A 20633-nucleotide genomic window follows, 5' to 3' on the forward strand; every position below is an offset into this window, starting at 1 on the left:
GGCTCGGTGTGGTGGGTAACCGCGCCAACCGCCGATGTGCAAGGAGCGGCGTACGCGGGTGGTGCGTGCTGCTACTTCGGTGGTGCAGACCGACGGGTAGGACATGGCCGGTAGAGGGTCAGGAACCCGTCGGCGGGACTGGTTGTTGGCCGTAGACGTTCTGGTAGCGGTGGTAGAGGGCGTCGATGTCGTCCTGCGCGATCGGCACCGGCTGCCCGAGTGCGCGGGCCAGGTGCGCCGTACGCGCGACGTCCTCACACATGACCGCGGCCTTGACCGCCGCGCGGGCGTCCCGGCCGATGGTGAAGACGCCGTGATTACGCATCAGCACCGCGGGTGAGCGGTGCCCGGCGAGTGTGCCGACGATGCCCTTGCCGATGTCGTCGCCGCCGATCAGGGCGAACGGACCCACCGGAATCTCTCCACCGAACTCGTCGGCCTGGGCGGTGAGGTGGCAGGGAATCGCCTCCCCGCGCGCTGCCCAGGCGGTGGCGTACGAGCTGTGCGTGTGCACGACCCCACCGACCTCAGGCATGGCCCGATAGACGTAGGCGTGGGCGGCGGTGTCGCTGGACGGCGCGAGATCCCCCTCGACGAGGACGCCGTCGAGATCACACACCACCATCGTCTCGGCCGAGAGATCGTCGTAGCCCACGCCGCTCGGCTTGATCACCATGAGGTTCTGGCCGGGAACCCGCGCGGAGACGTTGCCGGCCGTCCAGGCGACCAGGCCGTACCGGGTGAGCTCGGCATGCAGGCGGGCGACCTTCTCACGCAGCTCGCCGATCTGCCGGGTCACCTCGGTGCTCATGCGACCACCTCCAGCACGGGTTCCGGCGTGGCCGCGGCGGTCTCGACAGCCGCGTTCCGGATCGCCCGCAGGCGGAGCATGACGTCGTTGCCGCCGCGACCGTAGTGGTCGTGCAGCGTCCGGTACTCGGCGTACAGGGCGTCGTAGGCGCGCGCCCGGTCGGGATCCGGGCGGTAGACGGCCTCGTGCACCCGACCCATCGCCTGCGACGCTTCGTGGATCGAGGGGAACTCACCGGCGGCGACGGCGGCATGGATCGCCGACCCCAGCGCCGGCCCCTGTGCGGAAGCGATGATGTTCAGCGGCCGCCTGGTCACGTCGGCGTAGATCTGCATCATGAGCTTGTTGTTGGTGAGGCCACCGGCGATGACCAGGTCGTTCACGGCCACTCCGGCCTCGACGAACGCCTCGATGATCATCCGAGTGCCGAAGGCAGTCGACTCCAGCAGCGCCCGGTAGATGTCCTGCGGCCGGGTGGCCAGGGTCATTCCGACGATCATCCCGCTGAGATCGTGGTTGACCAGCAGCGAGCGGTTGCCGCTCCACCAGTCCAACGCGATCAGGCCGTGCCCGCCGACCGGTTGGCTCGCGGCCAACTCGGTGAGGTGTTCGTGCGAGTTGGCGCCAGCCGGGGCGGCGTGGTTGACGAACCAGCCGAAGATGTCGCCGACACCGCTCTGCCCGGCCTCGTAACCCCAAGCACCGGGGCTGATGCCGCCGTCCACGACACCGCACATCCCGGCCACCTCGGCGAGCTCCGCGCCGTTGACGACATGGCAGGTCGAAGTGCCCATGATCGCGACGAGCCGGCCAGGCTCCACGGCCTGCGCGGCCGCCGCGGTGACATGTGCGTCGACGTTGCCGGCGGCCACCGCGATCCCCTCCGGGAGGCCGGTCCATGCGGCGGCTTGCGCGGTGAGCGTGCCAGCCCGGGCGCCGAGCGGCAGCAACGGACCATCCAGCTTGGCCACGAAGTCGCCGAAGCCAGGGTTGAGCGCGGTCAGGAAACCCTCACTGGGGTATTCGCCGTCCTGCAGGATGCCCTTGTACCCGGCCGTGCACACGTTGCGGGTCTCGGTGCCGCTGAGCTGCCAGACAATCCAGTCGGCCGCCTCGATGAAACGCTCGGCGCGGTGGTAGACCTCGGGGTCCTCCTCCAGGATCTGGAGTCCCTTGGCGAACTGCCACTCGGCAGAGATCTTGCCGCCGTACCGGCCGATCCACGGCTCTGCCCGCTCGTGGGCAAGCGCGTTGATCCGGTCGGCGTGCGGCTGCGCCGCGTGGTGCTTCCACAGCTTGACCCAGGAGTGCGGTCGGTCGCGCAGCTCGGGATCCTCACAGAGCGGAGTGCCGTCGGCGTCCGTCGGCAGCACCGTACAAGCGGTGAAGTCGATGCCAATACCGACGACCGCAGCAGGATCCACCCCCGCGGCGGACACCGCAGCCGGGACGGCGTACCGCAGCACGTCGCGGTAGTTGTCCGGATTCTGCAGAGCCCAGTCCGGGGGCAGCGCTCGCCCTCCCGGAAGCGCCGTACTAATGACGCCGTCGCCGTACTCGTGCACCGCGGTCCCCAACTCGGCACCATCGCCGACACGGACCACCAAAGCTCGTCCAGACAGGGTGCCGAAATCGACACCGACGACGTAGCGGTCGTCAGCTCCGTCCATACGGTTCATGTTCACCTCCACCGTTAACGGGAACAGTGTTAACGCTCACATCCAGCCTCGTCAAGACATCCGGTCGCAACAGCTACGTAACGGAACGCGGAAGCCGGACCGACTCGGGCGGTCGACAACGGACTGGTACAAAACGCGTGATTCCGGCGTCGACCGCAGGACAAGGTGGTGGCGGGGGTCAGCGCACGGCCCGGCGGCCGGGCCGCGCAGCCCTCCGACAGGCAGGGCGACAGGTGCGGCATCTCGCACAGCTTCGAGACGATCGTCCGATCCCGGCCGATCGGTAACCGGCGATGATGTCAGCGATAACATCAACAGTGCTGGTGCGCCTTCATGATCAAATCCGGGTACGGCCGCCGGCCACTACTCGGCTCACGTATTGACCGCTTCGACGGCCAGCGCGAACCCAAGGCAGCCAGACACAGAGCCTTGTTATCGATAACATTCGACGTTTCGAGCGCTCCCAGCCGACACGCAAGCCCCGCCCGCCGCACGCCACATGCCCGCGCGCCCGCGCGCCCGCGCGTGCCCCGCACGCCCGCGCTCGACCCGCGCCCCGCACGCCCCGCACGACCCGCATGCCCGCGCTCGACCCGCATGCCCGCGCACGCCCCGCATGCCCGCGCACGCCCCGCATGCCCGCGCTCGACCCGCATGCCCGCGCTTGACCCGCATGCCCGCGCTTGACCCGCATGCCCGCGCTTGACCCGCATGCCCGCGCTTGACCCGCCCCCCGCACGTCCCGTGTGGGCTCAGCGTGGGCACCGCGCCCAGCGTGAGCCCCGTGCGCGCCCAGCACTGCTCAGCCGGTCGTGATCGACTCCATATCGGCGACATGGCGGTATCCCAGCGGCCGGACAGCGCAATATCGGCGATATGGAGTGGATCATGCGCCGGCCGCAGCCGGCCGGACCGGGAGGAAGCACGACAAGATAGGACGAAACAGCCTGGGGCAGGTTGGGACGCGTTCGGCTAGGCCAAGACCCAGGCCGTGTCGGGCCCCGCCGGACCACGTCGGACCGCGCCGGACCGCGCCGGACCGCGCCGGGACGGACCGCGTTGGAGCGGGGCGGGCCGCGCCGGACCGCGCCGGGCCAGGCCGGACCGCGTTGGGGCGGGGCGTTGGGTGGCTGCTCGAGCTCGCGGCCGGCAGGTACGCCTGCAATGGATACGGATGGCCGACGGCCCGGCCCACTGGGCCGGGCTGTCGGTGCGTCGTGCTGTCGGTGCGTCGTGCTGGTGGGACGTCGAGTGCCGGTCGGATCAGGCGGCCCGATTGCGGTTGTAGAGGGCCTTGGCCCAGAGGAAGGAGACCACGGTGATGACGACGCACCAGGCGACCGCGATGATCCCGTTGGCGCCGATCCCGCTGCCGAACAGCAGACCACGGAGGGTTTCCATGACGGGGGTGAAGGGCTGGTAGTCGGCGAACAGGCGTACCGGGGTCGGCATGGAGTCGGTGGGGACGAACCCGCTGCCGAGGAACGGCAGGAGCACAAGCGGCATGGGCAGGTTGCTCGCCGTCTCGACACTGTCGCTCACCATGCCGAGGGCGACCGAGAGCCAGGTGAGCGCAAAAGTGATCATGGCGAGGACGCCTGTCGCGGCGAGCCACTCGACCGGGTTGGCCGTGGGCCGGAACCCGACGAGCAGCGCCACAGCGGTGACGACCGCGAGGCTGAACAGGGTCTGGATCAGGCTGCCCAGCACGTGGCCGGTGAGGACCGACGGTCGGAAGATCGCCATGGTTCGGAACCGGGCGATGATGCCTTCGGTCATGTCCATCGCGACCGAGATGGCGGTGCCCTGCGCCGCGGTGGCCACCGTGATGAGCAGGATGCCGGGGGTGACGTAGTTGGCATAGTCGGTGCGGTCGCCGGAGGGTCCGAGACCGGCGCCGAGCGTGCCACCGAAGACGTAGACGAACAGCAGCAGGATGATGACCGGGATCCCGACGAGAAAGAAGGTCAGCGACGGGTAGCGCCGCAGGTGCAGGAGGTTGCGCCGCAGCATCGTGCTCGAGTCGCGAACGGCGAGGGAGAGAGTGCTCATCGCGCCGGGGCCCTTTCGTGGTCGGGTTGGCCGGCCCGAGTGTCGGGTTGGCCGGTGAGGGTGAGGAAGACGTCATCGAGATCGGGGGTGTGCACGGAGAGGCCGGCCACGTCGATCGAGTCGCGGTCGAGCTGGTCGAGCAGGGAGCGCAGGGACCCCACCCCGCCGTCGCTCGGCACCTGGAGGGTGAGCGCCGCCTCGTCGCGGGTGGCGGCGGCGAACGTACGGGCCGCCGAGTCGAGCCCTTGCTGGTCGGCGAACTGCAGTACGACGTGGCCCCCCGGGATGAGGCGCTTGAGCTCGTGCGGAGTGCCTTCGGCGATCAGCCGGCCATGGTCGAGGAATGCGACGCGGTCGGCGAGCTGGTCGGCCTCCTCCAGGTACTGCGTGGTGAGCAGGATGGTGACGCCCTCAGCGGCGAGAGCGCGGATGATCTGCCACATGGAGCGGCGGCTGCGCGGGTCGAGGCCGGTGGTCGGCTCGTCGAGGAAGATGACGCGGGGTTCGCCGACCAGGGTCATCGCGAGGTCGAGCCGGCGGCGCATACCACCGGAGTACGTCGACGCCGGTTTGCCCGCCGCCTCCGTCAGGTCGAACTGCTCAAGCAGGTTGGTGATCCGTCGCCGGCCGGTGGCCTTGTCGAGGTGGCACAGGTCGGCCATCAGGTTGAGGTTTTCCCGGCCGGTGAGCAGGTTGTCGACGGCGGAGAACTGGCCGGTGACGCCGATCAGTTCGCGTACCGCATCGGGCTTTCGGTTCAGGTCGTGGCCGAAGATGCGGGCGTTGCCGCCGTCGGCGTTGATCAGGGTGGAGAGGATCTGCACGGTGGTGGTCTTGCCGGCGCCGTTGGGGCCGAGCAGCGCGAAGATCGTCCCCTCGGTGATCATCAGGTCGATGCCGTCGAGCACGACCTTGTCACCGTAGGACTTCCGTAGCTCGGTGGCGACGATCGCGGGCTTCATGGGGCTGGTCATGGTCTCCTCCTTTGTGGTCGGTGTGATGCCGGTTCAGGCGCGGCGGATAGTGACGTCGCCGTAGGAGGTCATCGCCCGGACCTCGACCGTCTCGTCGGTCTGCGCCGGGCTATCGGTCGTCTCCAGCGCGTTGTGCACCCGGCCGTGCTTGGAACTGACGTCGAGCCAGGCGGCGGTCCCGCGCCGGATGCCGACCTCGATCGCGCCGTAGGAGGTCTGCAGCTCGATCGACCCGCGTACGGCCTCACCCAGCCGGACGTTGCCGTACGCGGTGCGGGCGTTCACCGAGGCCATCGGCGCATCGACGGTGATGTCGCCGTAGGCGGTGTTGACGCGGAGGTTTCCGCCGCACTGGCCGATCCAGCAGTCGCCGGAGGAGTTCTTGACTTCAGCGGGGCCGTCGATCGCACCGATGCGGACCTTGCCGGACGAAGACTTCACCCGGGCGGACCCGGCGACGCGCTCGACCGCAACCTCGCCGTGGCTGGCGTCGATGTCCAGCGGCCCGGTTTCCTCGAGCCGGATCCCACCCCCGGTCTTGAGGCGGCACTCGCCGAGCCGGCCCTCGCAGCGGAACGCTGCCCACGCCGCCTCGGCGTGCACCCGCGAACCGGTCGGCACCTCGATCAGGACGTCGACCGACGGCCCGCTGCCGAAGAAGCCGTAGCGGCGCCAACTCTTGGGTGCCCTGACCAGCAACCGGCCCGCGGTGTACTCAACGGTGGTCTGTTCCGCGGCGCTCACGTCGGCTTTGCTCGACGGGTCGCGGGGCCGCACCGTCACCACCGTGTCGGTGCGGTCGCTCGCGGCGATCCAGGCGTCCCCGACGGGCAACTCGATCTGGACGGATACCGGTTCTGGCGTGTCGAAAATAGGCATGGTGGTCTCCTGGAAGGTGGTCGGCTGATGTCGCCGCTGGTCAGCGGCGCGAAAAAAAGAGGAGGTACGGGGGGGTTAGCGGGCCCAGCCGGTGAAGTGCTGGCCGGAGCGCGGCTCCATCCGGCGGGGCGGACGACGCTCCGTCTCGCCTGCCCCGATGGCGCCGGCGACAGCTCGCACCAGCCAGGCGTTGACCGAGAGCCCGGCGCGCCCCGCGGCCTCCTCGACGCTGGCCTTGAGGTGGTCGGGAAGTCGGAGGTTGATCCGCGAGGTGCCGCCGTCGTCGCCCTCGGGCGGCGCGAGCAGTGGTGCAGACAGCGTCGGTGGGCTGCTGACCTCGCCCGCCTCATCGTTCGGTGGGCTTGCCGACGCGACCACGAAGTCAGGTTCGCGCCCGCGCAGCCGGACGTGCACCGAACCCGGTGCGAGCTCACGGGTGATCTCGTCGGCCGCGTCGGACAGGGCCTCGAGCAACGTGAGACGGGTGGCCGCTTCCAACTGGGCGAAGAGCCGTTCGGCCAGCATCCGGGCCTCCGGATCGACGCCCTCCGCGGCCAAGGCGAACTCGTTACGCAGGTTCTCGACGTATGACCTCAGCTCCATGGCACCATCATGGCACCACTTTGGCTCAGCCCGCAACAGCCGTGGCTCACTGCGGCGCCAATCGATCAGCCCCGCTGCGGGCCGGTGGGCGGTCGCAGGTCGCCGAACATGCTCCGGACCAGGTGATTCGCCTCCTCCTGGGGCAGTCCGGTGGCCACCATCAGATCGCTGACAGTCGTCCGGACCTGCGCCACCACCACCGCGCCGGAGAAGCCGACACCCTCCCGGTAGGCATGGCCGGCGGTCTGGACCGCCCGCAGCGCCTGCCCCCGCGCCCGGTTCGGCTCATCGCCGGCGGCGAACTGCCGCTTCAGCAACCGAACGGCCTCGGCGAGGTCCGCCACCGCCCTCGGCAGCGAATCCGGAACCGGTTCGCCGTCCTCGATCAGCGTCACTGCCCGACGGATCAAGGTTCCGCTGTTGCGCATCGCCCGGTCGATCGGCTCCGCCGCCTGCGCGTACCGGCTCACGGGCCCGTGCCGTTCCCGCCAGTGCACTGGCGACAGGGTGCTGGCCTCCCGGGCACCCTGGGTCGCCTCGACGAACGCCTTCAGCTGAGCCTTGTTCCGCCGCAACTCGCCCCGGGCGACACGGGCACGAGCGGCGTCACGCGTGGCCAGCGCGTCGGCGGTGGTGTCGAGCTGGGCGACAAGGAGATCAAACGCTGGCCGCGCCGCGCGGTTGAGCACCCGCAGCGGGTTCAGCGGCAGCAACACGGCGGTGACCAGCAGCGCCACCCCTCCCCCGACCAGCGCATCCACGAACCGAGGAATCTCCAGATCCCGGAGGGACGGGCTGAGGGTGGCGATGAGCACCGCCGTCGCCCCGGCCTGGATCACCACCGCCGCGCTACCGGCGAGGAACAGGGCGACCATGATCGCCAGCACGACGATCAGCGCGAGTTGCCACCACCCCGTACCGATCACCAAGAGCAACAGGTCGCCGATCAGCACCCCGACGGTGACACCGATGATCAGCTCGACGGTACGGCGCAGCCGTTGACCAACAGACGCGGCAAGAGTCGAGACGGCGGAGATCGGCGCGAAAACCGGCTGCGATACGTGCAGCAGCTCGTGCGCCACCACCCAGGCCAGCGCCGCGGCCAGGCCAGCCTGCACGGCGAGGCCACCGATGGCCCGTACTCGAAGGAGCCGGTCGCGCAGCGTGGCCACCACGCGGTCCCCGAGCCGGACGACGGCCGGAGCGTCCCCGTCCGCTCCGCGCCGACCGGCAGCGACCATGGCGGCACCTACCCCGCCCTGACCGGATCAATCCACCGCCCCCGGCCGGATCAATCGGCGTACGCCCAGAGCCGGTCGGGGCGCAGGGTGAGCAATGGCGGGTCGGGGGCTGCCGCGACTGGACCTGGCCGCCGGCCTTTCCGGTCGGGTGATCGAGGTCGGCGCGGGCAACGGCCGGATGTTCGCCCCCTATCCGCTCGGCGTGACCGAGGTCGTCGCGGTGGAGCCGGAACGACGGCTGCGTGCCGCCGATGAGCGGGCGGCATCGACCGCGCCGGTGCCGGTCACGGTCATCGACGGTCTGGCCGAGGCACTGCCGGGCGGGGACGGCGAGTTCGACGCGGCCGTGGTCGCGTTGGTGTTGTGCACCGTGCCGGATCAGGCGAGCGCGCTCGCCGAGGTCAGCCGGGTGCTGCGCCCCGGCGGTCAGTTGCGCTTCTTCGAGCACGTCGCCGCCGAGGAGGCCAGCGGCCTGCGCCGGGCCCAACGACTGGTCGACGCGACACTGTGGCCGACGCTGTTCGGCGGCTGCCACACCAACCGCGACACGGTCGCCGCCCTGGAGGCGGCAGGATTCGTGATCGAGGAGCTGCGGCGGTTCCGTTTCCCGGCCGCCAGCAACAGCCCGTCCTCACCCTGCGTTCACGGCCGCGCGATCAAGCCCGGAGCCGTGAACCAGCACTGAGTACGGCCGCTGGGCTGCGCATACATACGACGGTCGCTCTGCCACTCGCCCACTTTCGCGCAATGTCGGCGCTTCCGACCAGGCGACAGTCAATCACTGTGCGTAATGACAGGGACATGAATGTGAATGGCCATTGAGCAGCAGGTTATGCTCATTATTCCGTTTTGTGGGCATAAGTGCCCATGACGTGATGTCGTGGTCAGCGCACTTAGCGTGCCCATCCAGGCCGTTTCGCGCAGGGCGTGGCTCACCAGGCACCTCTGCGAAGTAGTACCCACGGAGGGTGTTCCTGTGACAGCAAGACCCAATCACCTTCGTCTTCGACGAGGGCTATTGCCAGCACTCGCGGCGTCCGCAGCCGCCGTCATCGCGGCCAGCTTTCTACTGCTCAGCTCGAACCCGGCCAATGCGGCGGATGCACCAGTGAACCTGGGGACAGCCGCCGACTTCTCCGTCCTCGCCGGGGCCGAACCGACCAACACCGGTACGAGCTTCCTGGCACAGAGCCTCGGACGATTCCCGGGCACCACCTCGGCGGGCTTCGGAACAGCGACCATCGCCGGCGAGACACACCTCGGCGACGCTGTCGCGCTCCAGGCCCAGAGTGACCTGACCATCGCCTTCAACGACGCCGCCGGCCGGACGCCGTTCACCAACATTCCGGCGGAACTGGGCGGCAACACCCTGAACCCGGGCGTCTACCGGATCGGGGCCGCGCAACTGACCGGAGAATTGACGCTCAACGGTCAGGGCGACCCCGCGGCCGTGTTCATCTTCCAGGTCGATTCCGCGCTGACGACAGCGTCGGACAGCAGCGTCGTCCTGATCAACGGCGCCTCGGCCTGCAACGTCTTCTGGAAGATCGGCAGCTCGGCGACGATTGGCACGGGCACCACCTTCGTGGGCACCATCATGGCCCAGGCGGCGATCACGATGGCCACGAGCGCGACCCTCCAGGGACGCGCGTTGGCGCGAACCGCCGCCGTCACGCTCGACACCAACGTCATCAGCGCCCCGGTGTGCGGCGGCCCGCCCGGACGGTCCGGCCCGCCCGGACCCACCGGACCCACCGGACCGCCCGGACCCTCTGGCCCGCCCGGCTCGCCCGGACCCCCTGGCCTGCCCGGCTCGCCCGGACCCCCTGGCCTGCCCGGCTCGCCCGGACCCTCTGGCCCCCCCGGCAGCCCTGGCGCACCGGGTAGCCCCGGAGTGCCCGGTAGTCCCGGTGCACCCGGAGCACCCGGTAGTCCCGGTGCACCCGGAGCACCCGGAGCACCCGGCAGCCCCGGCGCACCCGGAGCACCCGGAGCACCCGGCAGCCCCGGCGCACCCGGAGCACCCGGAGCACCCGGCAGCCCCGGCGCACCCGGAGCACCCGGAGCACCCGGTGCACCTGGCAGCCCCGGCGCACCCGGAGCACCCGGCGCACCCGGCGGCCCCGGAGCACCTGGTAAGCCCGGAGCACCTGGTGCACCTGGCAAACCGGGTGGCAAGGGCCCCATCCTGCCGGTTACCGGCGGCGGCGTGGTCCCGGCCATGACGGGCATCGGAAGTGTGATGGTCGTGCTGGGCGCGTTCGCGTTCTTCCTCGCGCGGCGTCGACGCCAGGAGTCCTGATCGGCGGCCCGGCCGGTGACCTGCCGGCCGGGCCACTCCAGCACCCACCAGCTTTCTCCGTCGTCGGGCCCCCTCCCAGTTGGAAGGGGGCCCGACGACGAGTACGTCAGGTCGAACTGCCCCGGACCCCGCAGGAAAGGTCAGTCGGCGAGCCCCAGTTTCGTCCTCCCGCTCGTACGCGAGGTAGAGCAGAGTGTGGCCGGCCGTCGCCGAGACGCACGGCGTAGGTCTGTGCGAACCGGGCGCTGCCGGCCTTGTCGTGGGGCGGCGCGAAGTCCAACGTCCATCTGGTTGGGACGATGACGTAGCCCGGTGCGAAGTCGAGCACGTCCAAGACCGTGACATGGGCTCCGGTCAGACCAAACTGCTCGGTCCTCGCCGTGTGGCGTTTGCGGTCCCTTCAGGTGACTACGTCAGGCGCTGCTCTGCTCAACGGCCCCTCGGTGGCTGCCCGCACGGCAGCGGACGTCGCGAGGAAAAATCGCTTGCCGTACGCATCGGGCTCGGCGAGAGTGACGTCCATGACGTACTGACGGATCCACCCCTGCTCCGCCCCCGGTGACGCCTTCCCGGAGGGCGTCACGTCGTCCGTTCCCGCGTCTCAGCGAACAGTGAGCTTCCTTGTCCCAGCACCACTCCCCTCGGGAGTCCCTGCCCCCGTCCGCTCCTGCCACCGTCACGGTGTTCGCGTCACCCGCGAGTTGGATCGAGTCCGATGCGCTCACGCAGTGCCAGCAGGTGGCCGCCCTCGACGGCATGATCCACGTTGCCGCGATGCCGGACCTGCACCCCGGCAAGGGTGCGCCCATCGGTGCGGCCATGGCGTCGACCGTGCTGTACCCACTCCTGGTGGGCTCCGACATCGGCTGTGGCATCGCCGTGTTCCCCATCAAGCTCAAGCGTGCCGTGCCGGAGCGGCTCGCCTCCCGGTTTCCCGACCTCGACCGCGCGCTCGACCCGGAGCAGGACGCCGACGACCCGGCCTGGGCCGTCGTTCAGGCTGACGTCCCTGCCGGTCACCTGAACGGTCTCGGGACGGTCGGTCGAGGCAACCACTTCGTCGAGTTGGCTCGCGTCGACACCATCCTCGATGCGAGCCACGCGAAACGCCTGGGGCTCGACGCCGGCGATCTCGTGCTCATCGTCCACAGCGGTTCGCGTGGCCTGGGCGAGCAGATCCTGCGGGCGCACACCGAGGTCCACGGCGCCGGTGCCGCCCCCGATCCCGCCGCCTACCTGACGATGCACGACGACGCCGTGCGCTGGGGTTCGCTCAACCGGCGGGTCCTGGCCGCCCGGGTCGCGTACGCGCTGGGGGCGGAGCCCTCCGAACCGATCGTCGATCAGTGCCACAACCTGGTCGAGGTCCGTGACGGGGTCTACCTGCACCGAAAGGGCGCGGCGCCGGGTGACGGCCGCGACGTTCTCATCGCCGGTACGCGGGGCACGGCGTCCTACCTGGTGACCGCGCACGCCGGTCCGGAGGCCAACCACTCGGTGGCGCATGGCGCTGGCCGCAAGATGTCGCGCGCCGACGCCCTGCGGCGGGGCCGGGCCAAGCACACGGTCGAGGAGCTACGCCGCACGCCCGTGGGCTCGCTGGTGGTGTGCGGCGACCGCCAACTGCTCTTCGAGGAGGCGCCCACGGCGTACAAGCGCATCGAGCAGGTGATCGCCGACCTTGTCGAGCACCAACTGGCCACGCCGGTGGTCAGCACGACTCCCCTGGTCACCTACAAGACGCCCGATCTCGGGTCGACGTCACGAGCGGACCGGCGGGGCAACCGCGGCAGGCGAGGCCGGTCGTGAGCGTGCTCCTGCTGCTGTCCGCTGGGCGTGGCCCGCGGGAGTGCACCTGGGCGCTTGCCCAGCTGCTGCACCGCCTGATTGGGGACGGCACTGGTCGGGGCCTGACGATCCAGCAGGTTGAGTCCGTGCCCGGTGACCGGCCCGGCACCTACCGGTCGGTGCTCATCCAGATTTCCGGTGCCGGCGCCGAGCCGTTCGCCGCTTCCTGGACCGGAACGCTGTGCTGGCAGGCTCCCAGCCCGTACCGGACGACCGCTGGCCGAAAGAACTGGTACGTCACCGCCCAGCCGCCCCAGCTCGACGCCCCACCGACCCCGTTCGACGAGGCGGACGTCGAGATCGTCGGTTGCCGTACCGGCGGGCCGGGCGGTCAGCACCGCAACAAGGCCAGCACGGCGGTACGAGCGACGCACCGCCCTTCGGGCATCGTCGTCGTGGTGGATGAGGAACGGCAGTTCAGCCTCAACCGCCGTGTCGCCCTGCAACTGCTGCGGCAACGCATCGAGCATGGCAACGAGGCGGCGCGCCGCGCCGTCACCACCGCCCGGTGGCGCATCCACGACCAGCTCGTACGCGGCGACCCCGTGCGGGTGGAACGTCCGGAACCTCAGCGGCCGGGCCGCCGAGGGTAGCGGGCCGGGTCAGGTCAGACCTCCAGCACCGCGTCCGCGAATGCCTGGGGTGCCTCCTGGGGCAGGTTGTGCCCGACACCGCCGCCGACGGTCCGGTGCTCGTACTGCCCGGCGAACTGCTTGCCATAGACGCTGGGCTCGAGATGCGGCGCGCCGTTGGCATCGCCTTCCAGAGAGATGCTGGGCACCGTGATCTTCGGTTTCGCGGCCAGGCGCTTCTCCACCTCGTCGTACTGCGACTCTCCGGCGGCCAGGGCCAGGCGCCACCGGTAGTTGTGGATCACGATGTCGACGTGGTCGGGGTTGTCCAACGCCGCCGCACTGCGGTCGAAGGTGGCATCGTCGAACGTCCACTTCGGTGAGGCGGTCTGCCAGATCAGACGGGCGAAGTCGCGCCGGTTCTTGTCGTACCCGTCCCGGCCACGTTCGGTGGCGAAGTAGTACTGGTACCACCACGCCAGTTCGGCCTTCGGCGGCAACGGCACCTTGCCCGAGGCCTGGCCGTCGATCAGGTAGCCGCTCACCGAGACCAGCCCACGGCAGCGCTCGGGCCACAGGGCCGCCACGACATCGGCCGTACGCGCACCCCAGTCGAACCCGGCCAGCTTCGCGGTGTCGATCTTCAACGCGTCCATGAGTGCGATGAGGTCGAGCCCCATGGCCGCCGGTTCGCCGTTGCGCATGGTGTCGTCGGAGAGGAATCGGGTCGTGCCGTAGCCACGTAGGTACGGCACGACGACCCGGTAGCCGGCGTCGGTGAGCAACGGCACGACGTCGACGAAGCTGTGAATGTCGTACGGCCAGCCGTGCAGGAGGATCACGGCAGGGCCGTCGGCGGGGCCGGCATCCACGTACCCGATGTTCAGGACCCCGGCGTCGACCTGTCGCACATCGCCGAACGATGCCTTCGCGCCCGCCCTCGGCATTGACCCTCTCCTCGCGCCCAACCTCTCGGATGTGCCGGTTACGCCCCAATGTAGGGAGCCGCCGCGCAGCCGATCGCGAATTGCGCGTGATCGGCTCAACGCGATCCCGAGCTGGTTAGGATGCGTACCACCGGCCACGGTCGCTGCCCTGCCCTGCGCGACTCACGGCGAGGGCCAACCGTAGGGTGCGCGACTCACGGCGAGGACCGACCGTAGGGTGATGGCATGGCTGAACGACCTCTGACCTTGATGGCGGTGCACGCCCACCCCGACGACGAGGCGACGAGCACCGGTGGCGTCCTTGCCCGCTATGCCGCGGAGGGGATCACGACGGTGCTCGTGACCTGCACCGACGGGCGGTGTGGTGACGGCCCCGGTGGGGTCAAGCCGGGAGACCCGGGGCACGACCCGGCCGCTGTCGTGGCCATGCGGCAGGCCGAGTTGGAGGCGAGCTGCGCGGTGTTGAAGGTCAGCCACCTGGAGACCCTCGGTTACGCCGACTCCGGGATGATGGGCTGGCCGACCAACGACCAACCCGGCGCGTTCTGGACGACGCCGGTCGCCGAGGCGGCGGGCCGGCTCGCGGAACTGATCCGGCAGTACCAACCAGATGTGATCGTCACGTACGACGAGAACGGCTTCTACGGGCACCCGGACCACATCCAGGCTCATCGGATCACGATGGCCGCTGTCGAGCAGACGGACATCCCGGCGAAGGTGTACTGGACCACCGTGCCTCGGACGGCGTTCGAGCAGTTCGGCCGGATCATGCAGGAGCTCGGTGTCGATTGGGCCGAACCGGACGCGACGGCGGAGTCGGTGCCGCAGCTCGGGCTACCCGATGATGAGATCTCCACCTGGGTCGACACGAGCAGCTTCGGCGCACAGAAGTTCGACGCGCTGGCCACTCATGCCAGTCAGACGGAGAACATCTTCTTCCTGCAACTGGGCCGGGACCGGTTCACCGAGCTGATGGGTGTGGAGACCTTCGTTCGGGTCGGTGACCGGACCGGCGCGCCGACACCCGAGGACGACCTCTTCGCCGGCCTGCGCTGATCGGTTCGGATCAGTCTTCGTAGCGACGTCGGCCAGCGGGCCGACGTCGCTCACGTTGTGCTGCCCGGCGCCGAGTGCGGCGGACGCGGCAGCACACCGGCGGCCTTCGAAAGTTTCGTGGGTGGTCGCCCAGGGGTTCCGCAGGTCATGTGATGAATTTCCGGAAGTTTTCAGCATTGACGCCCAGACATCGACAGCCTTAACGTTTCGAGCAAGTTTCCGGTTTCCGGCCGGAACTACCAGCGCCACGGACGAGCAGACGAAACCCGGGCGCCACACTCCGCTCCCACCCGCCAGCAGCCGGACCCGCACGTTCTTGATCGACCAACGTCTATCGACCATGTGGAAGGAAGGCAGATGAAGCTGAGACAGTGGACGACCGTCGGGGTGGTCGCCGTCGCGACCGTTGCGGCGCTGAACACTGTGCCGGCCACCGCGAGCCGGCCGTACGACCCCACGGCGCAGAGCCTCGCCGCCCTCGGCCTGCGCCACGGCCTCCAGGTCGGCACCGCGGTGAGCATCGACGCCCTCAACGACGCCAGTGACCCGCAATACCGCAAACTGGCCTCCTCCGAGTTTTCCTCGGTCACTGCCGAGAACGCGATGAAGTGGGAGAGCCTGGAGCCCACCCGCGGCACCTACAACTGGGCACCGGCCGACCAGACGGTCGAGTTCGCCAAGCGCAACCGGCAGAGCGTGCGCGGCCACGTGCTGGTCTGGCACAACCAACTGCCCGGCTGGCTGACCAGTGGCGTCGCCGACGGGTCCATCAGCAAGCAGGAGCTGCGCGAGCTGCTGCGCAAGCACATCACCACCGTCGTCAACCGCTACAAGGGCAAGATCTGGCAGTGGGACGTGGTCAACGAGGCGGTCAGTGACCCCTGGGACACCCCGTCGACCCTGCACTACAAGGGCTTCTGGGCGCAGAACCTCGGACCCGGCTACATCGCCGACGCGTTCCGCTGGGCGCGTGCCGCCGACCCGAAGGCACTGCTGTTCTACAACGACTACAACATCGAGGCGTTCGGCTCGGGCAACCCGGCGGACGACAAGACCCAGTTCGTCTACGACATGACCAAGGGCCTGCGCGCCCAGGGTGTCCCGATCGACGGCGTCGGCTCCCAGGGCCACCTGGGCACCCAGTACGGCAACTACGACACCCTCCAGGTGACCGCCGCGCTGAAGAAGTTCAGTGGGCTCGGCGTCGCCACCGCGTTCACCGAGGTCGACGTCCGGAGCCAGATGACAGCGGCCGTCCAGGCCGGCAACTCAGAGGAGATCAACCCCCGGTTGCAGGCGTCGGCCGCCAACTTCAGCGTGCTGATGAAGGCATGCCTCGCCGTTCGCAGCTGCCTGTCGTACACGGTCTGGGGGTTCAGCGACAATCACTCCTGGGTGCCGGGCTGGTTCGCCGACCCGCTGGAGGGCCTGGCCACGATCTACGACGAGAACTACCAGCCCAAGCGGGCGTACCACGAGCTGAAGTCCGACCTGATCTTCGCGGGGCCGCCGTACGTGCTGCCGCGCATCGCACCCAAACCCCGCCGCTGACCCGAGGGCTCGGCTGATCCGGCGGCGCGGATACAGCCGTGAGGCCGTGTGGGGCTTCGCGAAGCCCCACACGGCCTGTACACCACCACAGACGTCGAGGAATGGCTCACGTTCCGGCCGTCCCAATCAGCCGTACGGACGCCATTGGAGTACTGGTGCCGGTTCTACCGACATATCGATGGTGTTGGTGTAACGATAGTGAGCGTGGGAACTGCGAAAACTGCCATGCCTGCAATCTCGCCGCTCACCGGCGATCCAATCAAGCGGGCCGATGCCGAGCGGCTTGCGGGGGTGCTGAAGGCATTTGCCGACCCGGCTCGCCTGCGTCTGCTCAGCCTGATCCAGTCCGCGCCGGAAGGTGAGGCGTCCGTCAGCGACCTCACCGGGGCGCTCAATCTCTCCCAGCCGACCGTGAGTCATCACCTTCGAATTCTCACCGAGGCTGGCCTACTCGAACGCGACAAGCGGGGGGTCTGGGCGTATTACCGCTTGGTGCCCGCGGCGATCGCACAGATCGCCGACCTGTTGACGCCACCCCGAAAGCGGGCGACGAAGAAGGCCCGCTGATCCTGCGCGTCACATCCGCTCCAGGGTGCGGATGCCGAGCAGGTGCAGCCCTTGCCGCAGTGTCCGGGCGGTCAGCTCGGCCAGCAGCAGCCGGCTCTCCCGCAGCTCGTCCGGGGCACGCAACACCGGGCAGCGCTCGTAGAACGTGTTGAACGCGGTCGCGAGCCGGTGCAGGTAACCGGCAAGCTGATGGAACTCGAGGCTCTGCTCCACCTCGCCGATCACCCCGGCGAAGCCGAGCAGCTCCACCGCCAGCGCCCGCTCGACCGGCTGCGCGAACACGATGGGCGTGTCCAAACGTGCGGCCGTTCCAGCCCGCCGGAACACCGACCGGACACGGGCGTACGCGTACTGGAGGTAGGGCGCGGTGTTGCCGTCCAGGGAGAGCATCCGCTCCCAGTCCAGGACGTAGTCCTTCGTCCGATCGGTGGACAGGTCGGCGTACTTGATCGCGCCGATCCCGACCGCGCGACCGATCTCGGCGGCGGTCTCGTCGTCCAGTTCCGGGTTTCTGCTCCGGGCCAGGTCGGTGGCTCGGGTGACCGCCTCTTCCAGGAGCCCGACCAACTTCACCGACTCACCGGCCCGGCTGCGCAGCATCCGCCCGTCGGCGCCGAGGATCGAACCGAAGCCCAGGTGCTCGGCCCGGGCCGGCGGGCACAGCCAACCCGCCGCTCGGGCGACCGCGAACACCATCGCGAAGTGCTGCCGCTGCGGCAGCCCGACGACGTACAACAGCCGGGTTGCGCCCAACTCGCCGGCGCGCTGCCGCAGCGCGGCCAGGTCGGTGGCCGGATAGCCGTATCCTCCGTCGCTCTTGCGCACGATCAGCGGCAGGGGCTCGCCGTCGCGCCCGCTGAACCCGGCCGGGAAGACACAGTCGGCCCCGCCGCTGGGCACCAGCAGCCCCAACCGCTCCAGGTCGTCGACGACGCCCGCGAGCAGGTCGTTGTAGGCGCTCTCACCCCGAAAGTCGTCCCTGGACAACGTCACGTCGAGCAGGTCGTAGACGGTCAGGAAGTACCGCTCGGACTGCGCCACCAGCAGCCTCCACAACCGCAGCGTCCGCTCGTCGCCGCCCTGCAACGCGACCACCCGCAGCCGCGACCGTTCCCGGAACGCCTCGTCGGCGTCGAACTTCGCCCGGGCCGCCCGGTAGAAGGTGTCCAGGTCGCCCATCGACAACTCGTGCGCCGCCCCGGCCTCGCCGACGTCGGCCAGGTGCTCGATCAGCATGCCGAACGGCGTCCCCCAGTCGCCGAGGTGGTTGACCCGCACGACCTGGTGCCCGAGCCAGTCCAGCAGCCGTACCGCCGCGTCACCGATGACTGTGCCGCGAAGATGCCCGACGTGCATCTCCTTCGCCACGTTCGGCGCCGAATAGTCGACCACCACGGTCTGCGGCGCCGCCGTCGACGGCACGCCGAGCCGGGAGTCGCCGGCCAGCCCGGAGACCATGTCGGCCAGTGCCCGGTCGGCAACGGTCAGGTTGAGGAAACCGGGCCCGGAGACCTCCGCCGACGTGCAGACGTCATCGAGCACCGCGTGCTTGAGCACCGCGGCGGCGATGTCGCGCGGCGGGCGGCCGAGCCGCCGGGCCAGCGCTAGCGCCGCGTCTGATTGGAAGTCCGCGCGCGGAGAGCGCCGCACGAGCGGGTCGACTGGCTCGCCGGCCACCGCCGCGAACGCCGGCGCCAGCCGGTCGGACAACAACCTTTCAAGATCCATGAGTACGCCGATCTCACTCGGACCCGCGCCGTCACGCGAGCCGTTGAACGGGGGGAGATGCGGGCGGACCGAGGACGACCAGCGCGTGACCGGCGGCTCGATCCGCCGGTCGCAGGAAACAGGTCAGCGCGGGCGGGCGACGGATCGCCGGCGTCGCCGAGCACCGACCTGGACGTCACACGACGATCCGGTGCAGTGGGCGATCACGCTGGTCATGACGGGCAGCCTAGTGGGCCGGGCGGTGTGGCGACACCCCGATTCACCCAGGGCCGGTCGGCGTCCGGCGGCTGCGCGTGGTCGTTTGGGACGGTTCGCCACAGGGAACCTCTCCAATATTGAGAGGGGTGATCATGAGCCGATACGTACCGCTACCGCCCGCCCGTATGCGAAACATGCTTGTGCTGGTCCCGCTGCTGGGCACCACCATCGCTGTTGCCACTGCCTGCACCGCCACTGCGGACCCGTCCGACTCGGCCTCGCCGACCGCAGCGCCGACGACCGCGGCGGCAGCGGTGGATCCGACCGGGTCACCGTCGCCGAGTGCGAGCACCCAGGCGACCATCCCGACATCAGCCTTCGTCGAGTTGCCGTCCGAGTTACGGAAGTCGCCGCGGCGCGCTACGGGCGTCGAGGAGGCCCTGCCGAAGCTGTGTGCCAACGAGTTCGGCACCGGAGGCCGACAGGTGACCGCAAGCGCCGCGATGACCGGCACCTACAAGAAGGCCGGAGACAACGAGGGCAATACGCCGCAGGGGATGATCCACCAAACCATCTTCACCTTCGACGACGACGGTGCCACGGCGTACCTGGCACGCGTCCGCACCGCCGTGGGGTCGTGTCCCTCCTACACGCAACTCGAAAACTCCACCACCGTCAAGAGTCAAAACCTGCCCGGCGTCGGCGATGAGGCGCTGCTGGTGACCCGGACGTGGCCCTATGCGAACCTGAACGGGACACGCACCGGCGGCAACGGGTCCAGCCAGATCGCGGTGGTACGCGTCGGCAACGCCGTGACGGTCTTCAACGACCAGGGCTGGGAGGGCAGCAGCGGCAATCCCACCATCCTGGACCGCGTTGTCCGCGACGGCGCAAAGACCCTCGACGCCTGGCAGCGGTAGAAAAAGGCGGTGCACGGGGGTCAATCGAACGGCCGAGGCTTGCGTCAGATCAAGGACAGCAGGACAGCGAGCGCGCTCACACCCGCAGACTGAGTTATCAGTCCGGGTGGGAGGCGATCATGTCGGACGGTCAGACGGCGAAGGCACCATGGCTCCCGCCGCGTTGGTTCATCCGCCTGGCCTGGTCAGTGCACCGGGGGCTGTACCGGGTCTCCGGCGGCCGGGTCGGGCTGTGGCAACCACGCGCGAATCGCTGGGGTGTGCTGCGGCTGACCACGACCGGTCGCCGCACCGGGCAGCAGCGAGGCGTCCTCGTCGCGTACTTCGAGGATGGTCCGAACCTGGTCACAGTGGCGATGAACGGGTGGGGTGAGGGTCAGCCTGCCTGGTGGCTCAACCTGCAGGCGCATCCGGACGCGTCCGTCGACGTGGTCGGCGGGCCGCGGCTGGTCCGCGGTCGCGCCGCCACCAACGACGAGCGGTTGCGATTGTGGCCACGGTGGAGCGAGTCCGACGCGAACTTCGACGCCCACGCGGCGCGGAGGTCGTCCGAGACCACGGTGGTCGTGCTGGAACCCAGGCCGGGTGGTGACTCGGCAGTGCAATGATGCGGCTCGTGCTCTCGCCCGCAGATCCGCTCGACCTCCGTGGTGTGCGACGTGCCTACGACACGGTGGCCAAGACCTACGCCAGCCATCTGCCGGA

Annotated in this window: 18 protein-coding genes; 9 read left to right on the forward strand and 9 right to left on the reverse strand. The window is 69.5% G+C overall.

Annotated elements, in window-relative coordinates; all coding sequences use genetic code 11:
* Positions 1 to 118 precede the first annotated feature (118 nt).
* The 7 genes from ACLQ28_RS21990 to ACLQ28_RS22020 all read right to left on the reverse strand — a co-directional run bounded on the left by ACLQ28_RS21990 (position 119) and on the right by ACLQ28_RS22020 (position 8239).
* Positions 119 to 811, reverse strand: coding sequence for an L-ribulose-5-phosphate 4-epimerase (locus ACLQ28_RS21990; RefSeq protein ID WP_425688152.1), 693 nt, complete (start codon positions 809 to 811; stop codon positions 119 to 121).
* Positions 808 to 2490: a ribulokinase gene (gene araB / locus ACLQ28_RS21995; protein ID WP_425688153.1), complete on the reverse strand. Its 1683-nt coding sequence runs from the start codon at positions 2488 to 2490 to the stop codon at positions 808 to 810. Before araB ends, ACLQ28_RS21990 begins: the two co-directional genes overlap by 4 nt.
* Before the next feature lie 1263 nt (positions 2491 to 3753).
* Complete coding sequence (locus tag ACLQ28_RS22000) at positions 3754 to 4542, reverse strand: ABC transporter permease (protein ID WP_425688154.1); 789 nt, start codon at positions 4540 to 4542, stop codon at positions 3754 to 3756.
* Positions 4539 to 5516: an ATP-binding cassette domain-containing protein gene (locus ACLQ28_RS22005; protein WP_425688155.1), complete on the reverse strand. Its 978-nt coding sequence runs from the start codon at positions 5514 to 5516 to the stop codon at positions 4539 to 4541. The genes ACLQ28_RS22000 and ACLQ28_RS22005 overlap by 4 nt, the downstream gene beginning before the upstream one ends.
* A 33-nt stretch (positions 5517 to 5549) precedes the next feature.
* On the reverse strand, positions 5550 to 6395 hold the full coding sequence (locus tag ACLQ28_RS22010; RefSeq protein WP_425688156.1) for a DUF4097 family beta strand repeat-containing protein: 846 nt from the start codon (positions 6393 to 6395) through the stop codon (positions 5550 to 5552).
* A gap of 75 nt (positions 6396 to 6470) precedes the next feature.
* Positions 6471 to 6998: a hypothetical protein gene (locus ACLQ28_RS22015; protein WP_425688157.1), complete on the reverse strand. Its 528-nt coding sequence runs from the start codon at positions 6996 to 6998 to the stop codon at positions 6471 to 6473.
* 65 nt (positions 6999 to 7063) lie between these two features.
* Positions 7064 to 8239 carry an FUSC family protein gene (locus ACLQ28_RS22020; RefSeq protein ID WP_425688158.1) on the reverse strand — a complete coding sequence of 392 codons (1176 nt, stop codon included), beginning with the start codon at positions 8237 to 8239 and terminating at the stop codon, positions 7064 to 7066.
* A gap of 94 nt (positions 8240 to 8333) precedes the next feature.
* Here ACLQ28_RS22020 and ACLQ28_RS22025 point away from each other — a divergent pair, with 94 nt between their 5' ends.
* The 4 genes from ACLQ28_RS22025 to prfH all read left to right on the forward strand — a co-directional run bounded on the left by ACLQ28_RS22025 (position 8334) and on the right by prfH (position 12982).
* Positions 8334 to 8924, forward strand: coding sequence for a class I SAM-dependent methyltransferase (locus ACLQ28_RS22025; RefSeq protein WP_425688159.1), 591 nt, complete (start codon positions 8334 to 8336; stop codon positions 8922 to 8924).
* Positions 8925 to 9347: 423 nt separating this feature from the next.
* Positions 9348 to 10541: an ice-binding family protein gene (locus ACLQ28_RS22030; RefSeq protein ID WP_425688160.1), complete on the forward strand. Its 1194-nt coding sequence runs from the start codon at positions 9348 to 9350 to the stop codon at positions 10539 to 10541.
* A gap of 621 nt (positions 10542 to 11162) precedes the next feature.
* Positions 11163 to 12350, forward strand: a complete 1188-nt coding sequence (locus ACLQ28_RS22035; RefSeq protein ID WP_425688161.1) for an RNA ligase RtcB family protein — start codon at positions 11163 to 11165, stop codon at positions 12348 to 12350.
* Positions 12347 to 12982 (forward strand): peptide chain release factor H, encoded by a 636-nt coding sequence (gene prfH, locus ACLQ28_RS22040; RefSeq protein WP_425688162.1) that lies wholly within the window; start codon positions 12347 to 12349, stop codon positions 12980 to 12982. Before ACLQ28_RS22035 ends, prfH begins: the two co-directional genes overlap by 4 nt.
* A 14-nt stretch (positions 12983 to 12996) precedes the next feature.
* Here the strand turns inward: prfH and ACLQ28_RS22045 are convergent, their stop codons facing one another.
* Positions 12997 to 13908, reverse strand: coding sequence for an alpha/beta fold hydrolase (locus tag ACLQ28_RS22045; protein ID WP_425688163.1), 912 nt, complete (start codon positions 13906 to 13908; stop codon positions 12997 to 12999).
* Between the two features lie 225 nt (positions 13909 to 14133).
* Here ACLQ28_RS22045 and ACLQ28_RS22050 point away from each other — a divergent pair, with 225 nt between their 5' ends.
* The 3 genes from ACLQ28_RS22050 to ACLQ28_RS22060 all read left to right on the forward strand — a co-directional run bounded on the left by ACLQ28_RS22050 (position 14134) and on the right by ACLQ28_RS22060 (position 17082).
* Complete coding sequence (locus ACLQ28_RS22050; protein WP_425688164.1) at positions 14134 to 14964, forward strand: PIG-L family deacetylase; 831 nt, start codon at positions 14134 to 14136, stop codon at positions 14962 to 14964.
* Between the two features lie 357 nt (positions 14965 to 15321).
* The gene (locus ACLQ28_RS22055; RefSeq protein WP_425688165.1) at positions 15322 to 16515 is read left to right on the forward strand and encodes an endo-1,4-beta-xylanase; all 1194 of its coding nucleotides are present in this window, start codon (positions 15322 to 15324) and stop codon (positions 16513 to 16515) included.
* 225 nt (positions 16516 to 16740) lie between these two features.
* The gene (locus ACLQ28_RS22060) at positions 16741 to 17082 is read left to right on the forward strand and encodes an ArsR/SmtB family transcription factor (protein ID WP_184183527.1); all 342 of its coding nucleotides are present in this window, start codon (positions 16741 to 16743) and stop codon (positions 17080 to 17082) included.
* A gap of 9 nt (positions 17083 to 17091) precedes the next feature.
* Here ACLQ28_RS22060 and argS read toward each other — a convergent pair whose 3' ends face one another.
* On the reverse strand, positions 17092 to 18810 hold the full coding sequence (argS, locus tag ACLQ28_RS22065) for an arginine--tRNA ligase (RefSeq protein ID WP_425688166.1): 1719 nt from the start codon (positions 18808 to 18810) through the stop codon (positions 17092 to 17094).
* Between the two features lie 350 nt (positions 18811 to 19160).
* On the opposite strand from argS, the gene ACLQ28_RS22070 reads away from it, so the two are divergent.
* Together ACLQ28_RS22070 and ACLQ28_RS22075 are read left to right on the forward strand one after the other, a co-directional pair.
* Positions 19161 to 19928, forward strand: a complete 768-nt coding sequence (locus ACLQ28_RS22070) for a hypothetical protein (protein WP_425688167.1) — start codon at positions 19161 to 19163, stop codon at positions 19926 to 19928.
* A gap of 119 nt (positions 19929 to 20047) precedes the next feature.
* Positions 20048 to 20536, forward strand: a complete 489-nt coding sequence (locus ACLQ28_RS22075; RefSeq protein WP_425688168.1) for a nitroreductase/quinone reductase family protein — start codon at positions 20048 to 20050, stop codon at positions 20534 to 20536.
* The last annotated feature ends 97 nt before the right edge of the window (positions 20537 to 20633 follow it).

Source organism: Micromonospora sp. DT201, from assembly GCF_049841575.1.
Taxonomy (GTDB): domain Bacteria; phylum Actinomycetota; class Actinomycetes; order Mycobacteriales; family Micromonosporaceae; genus Micromonospora.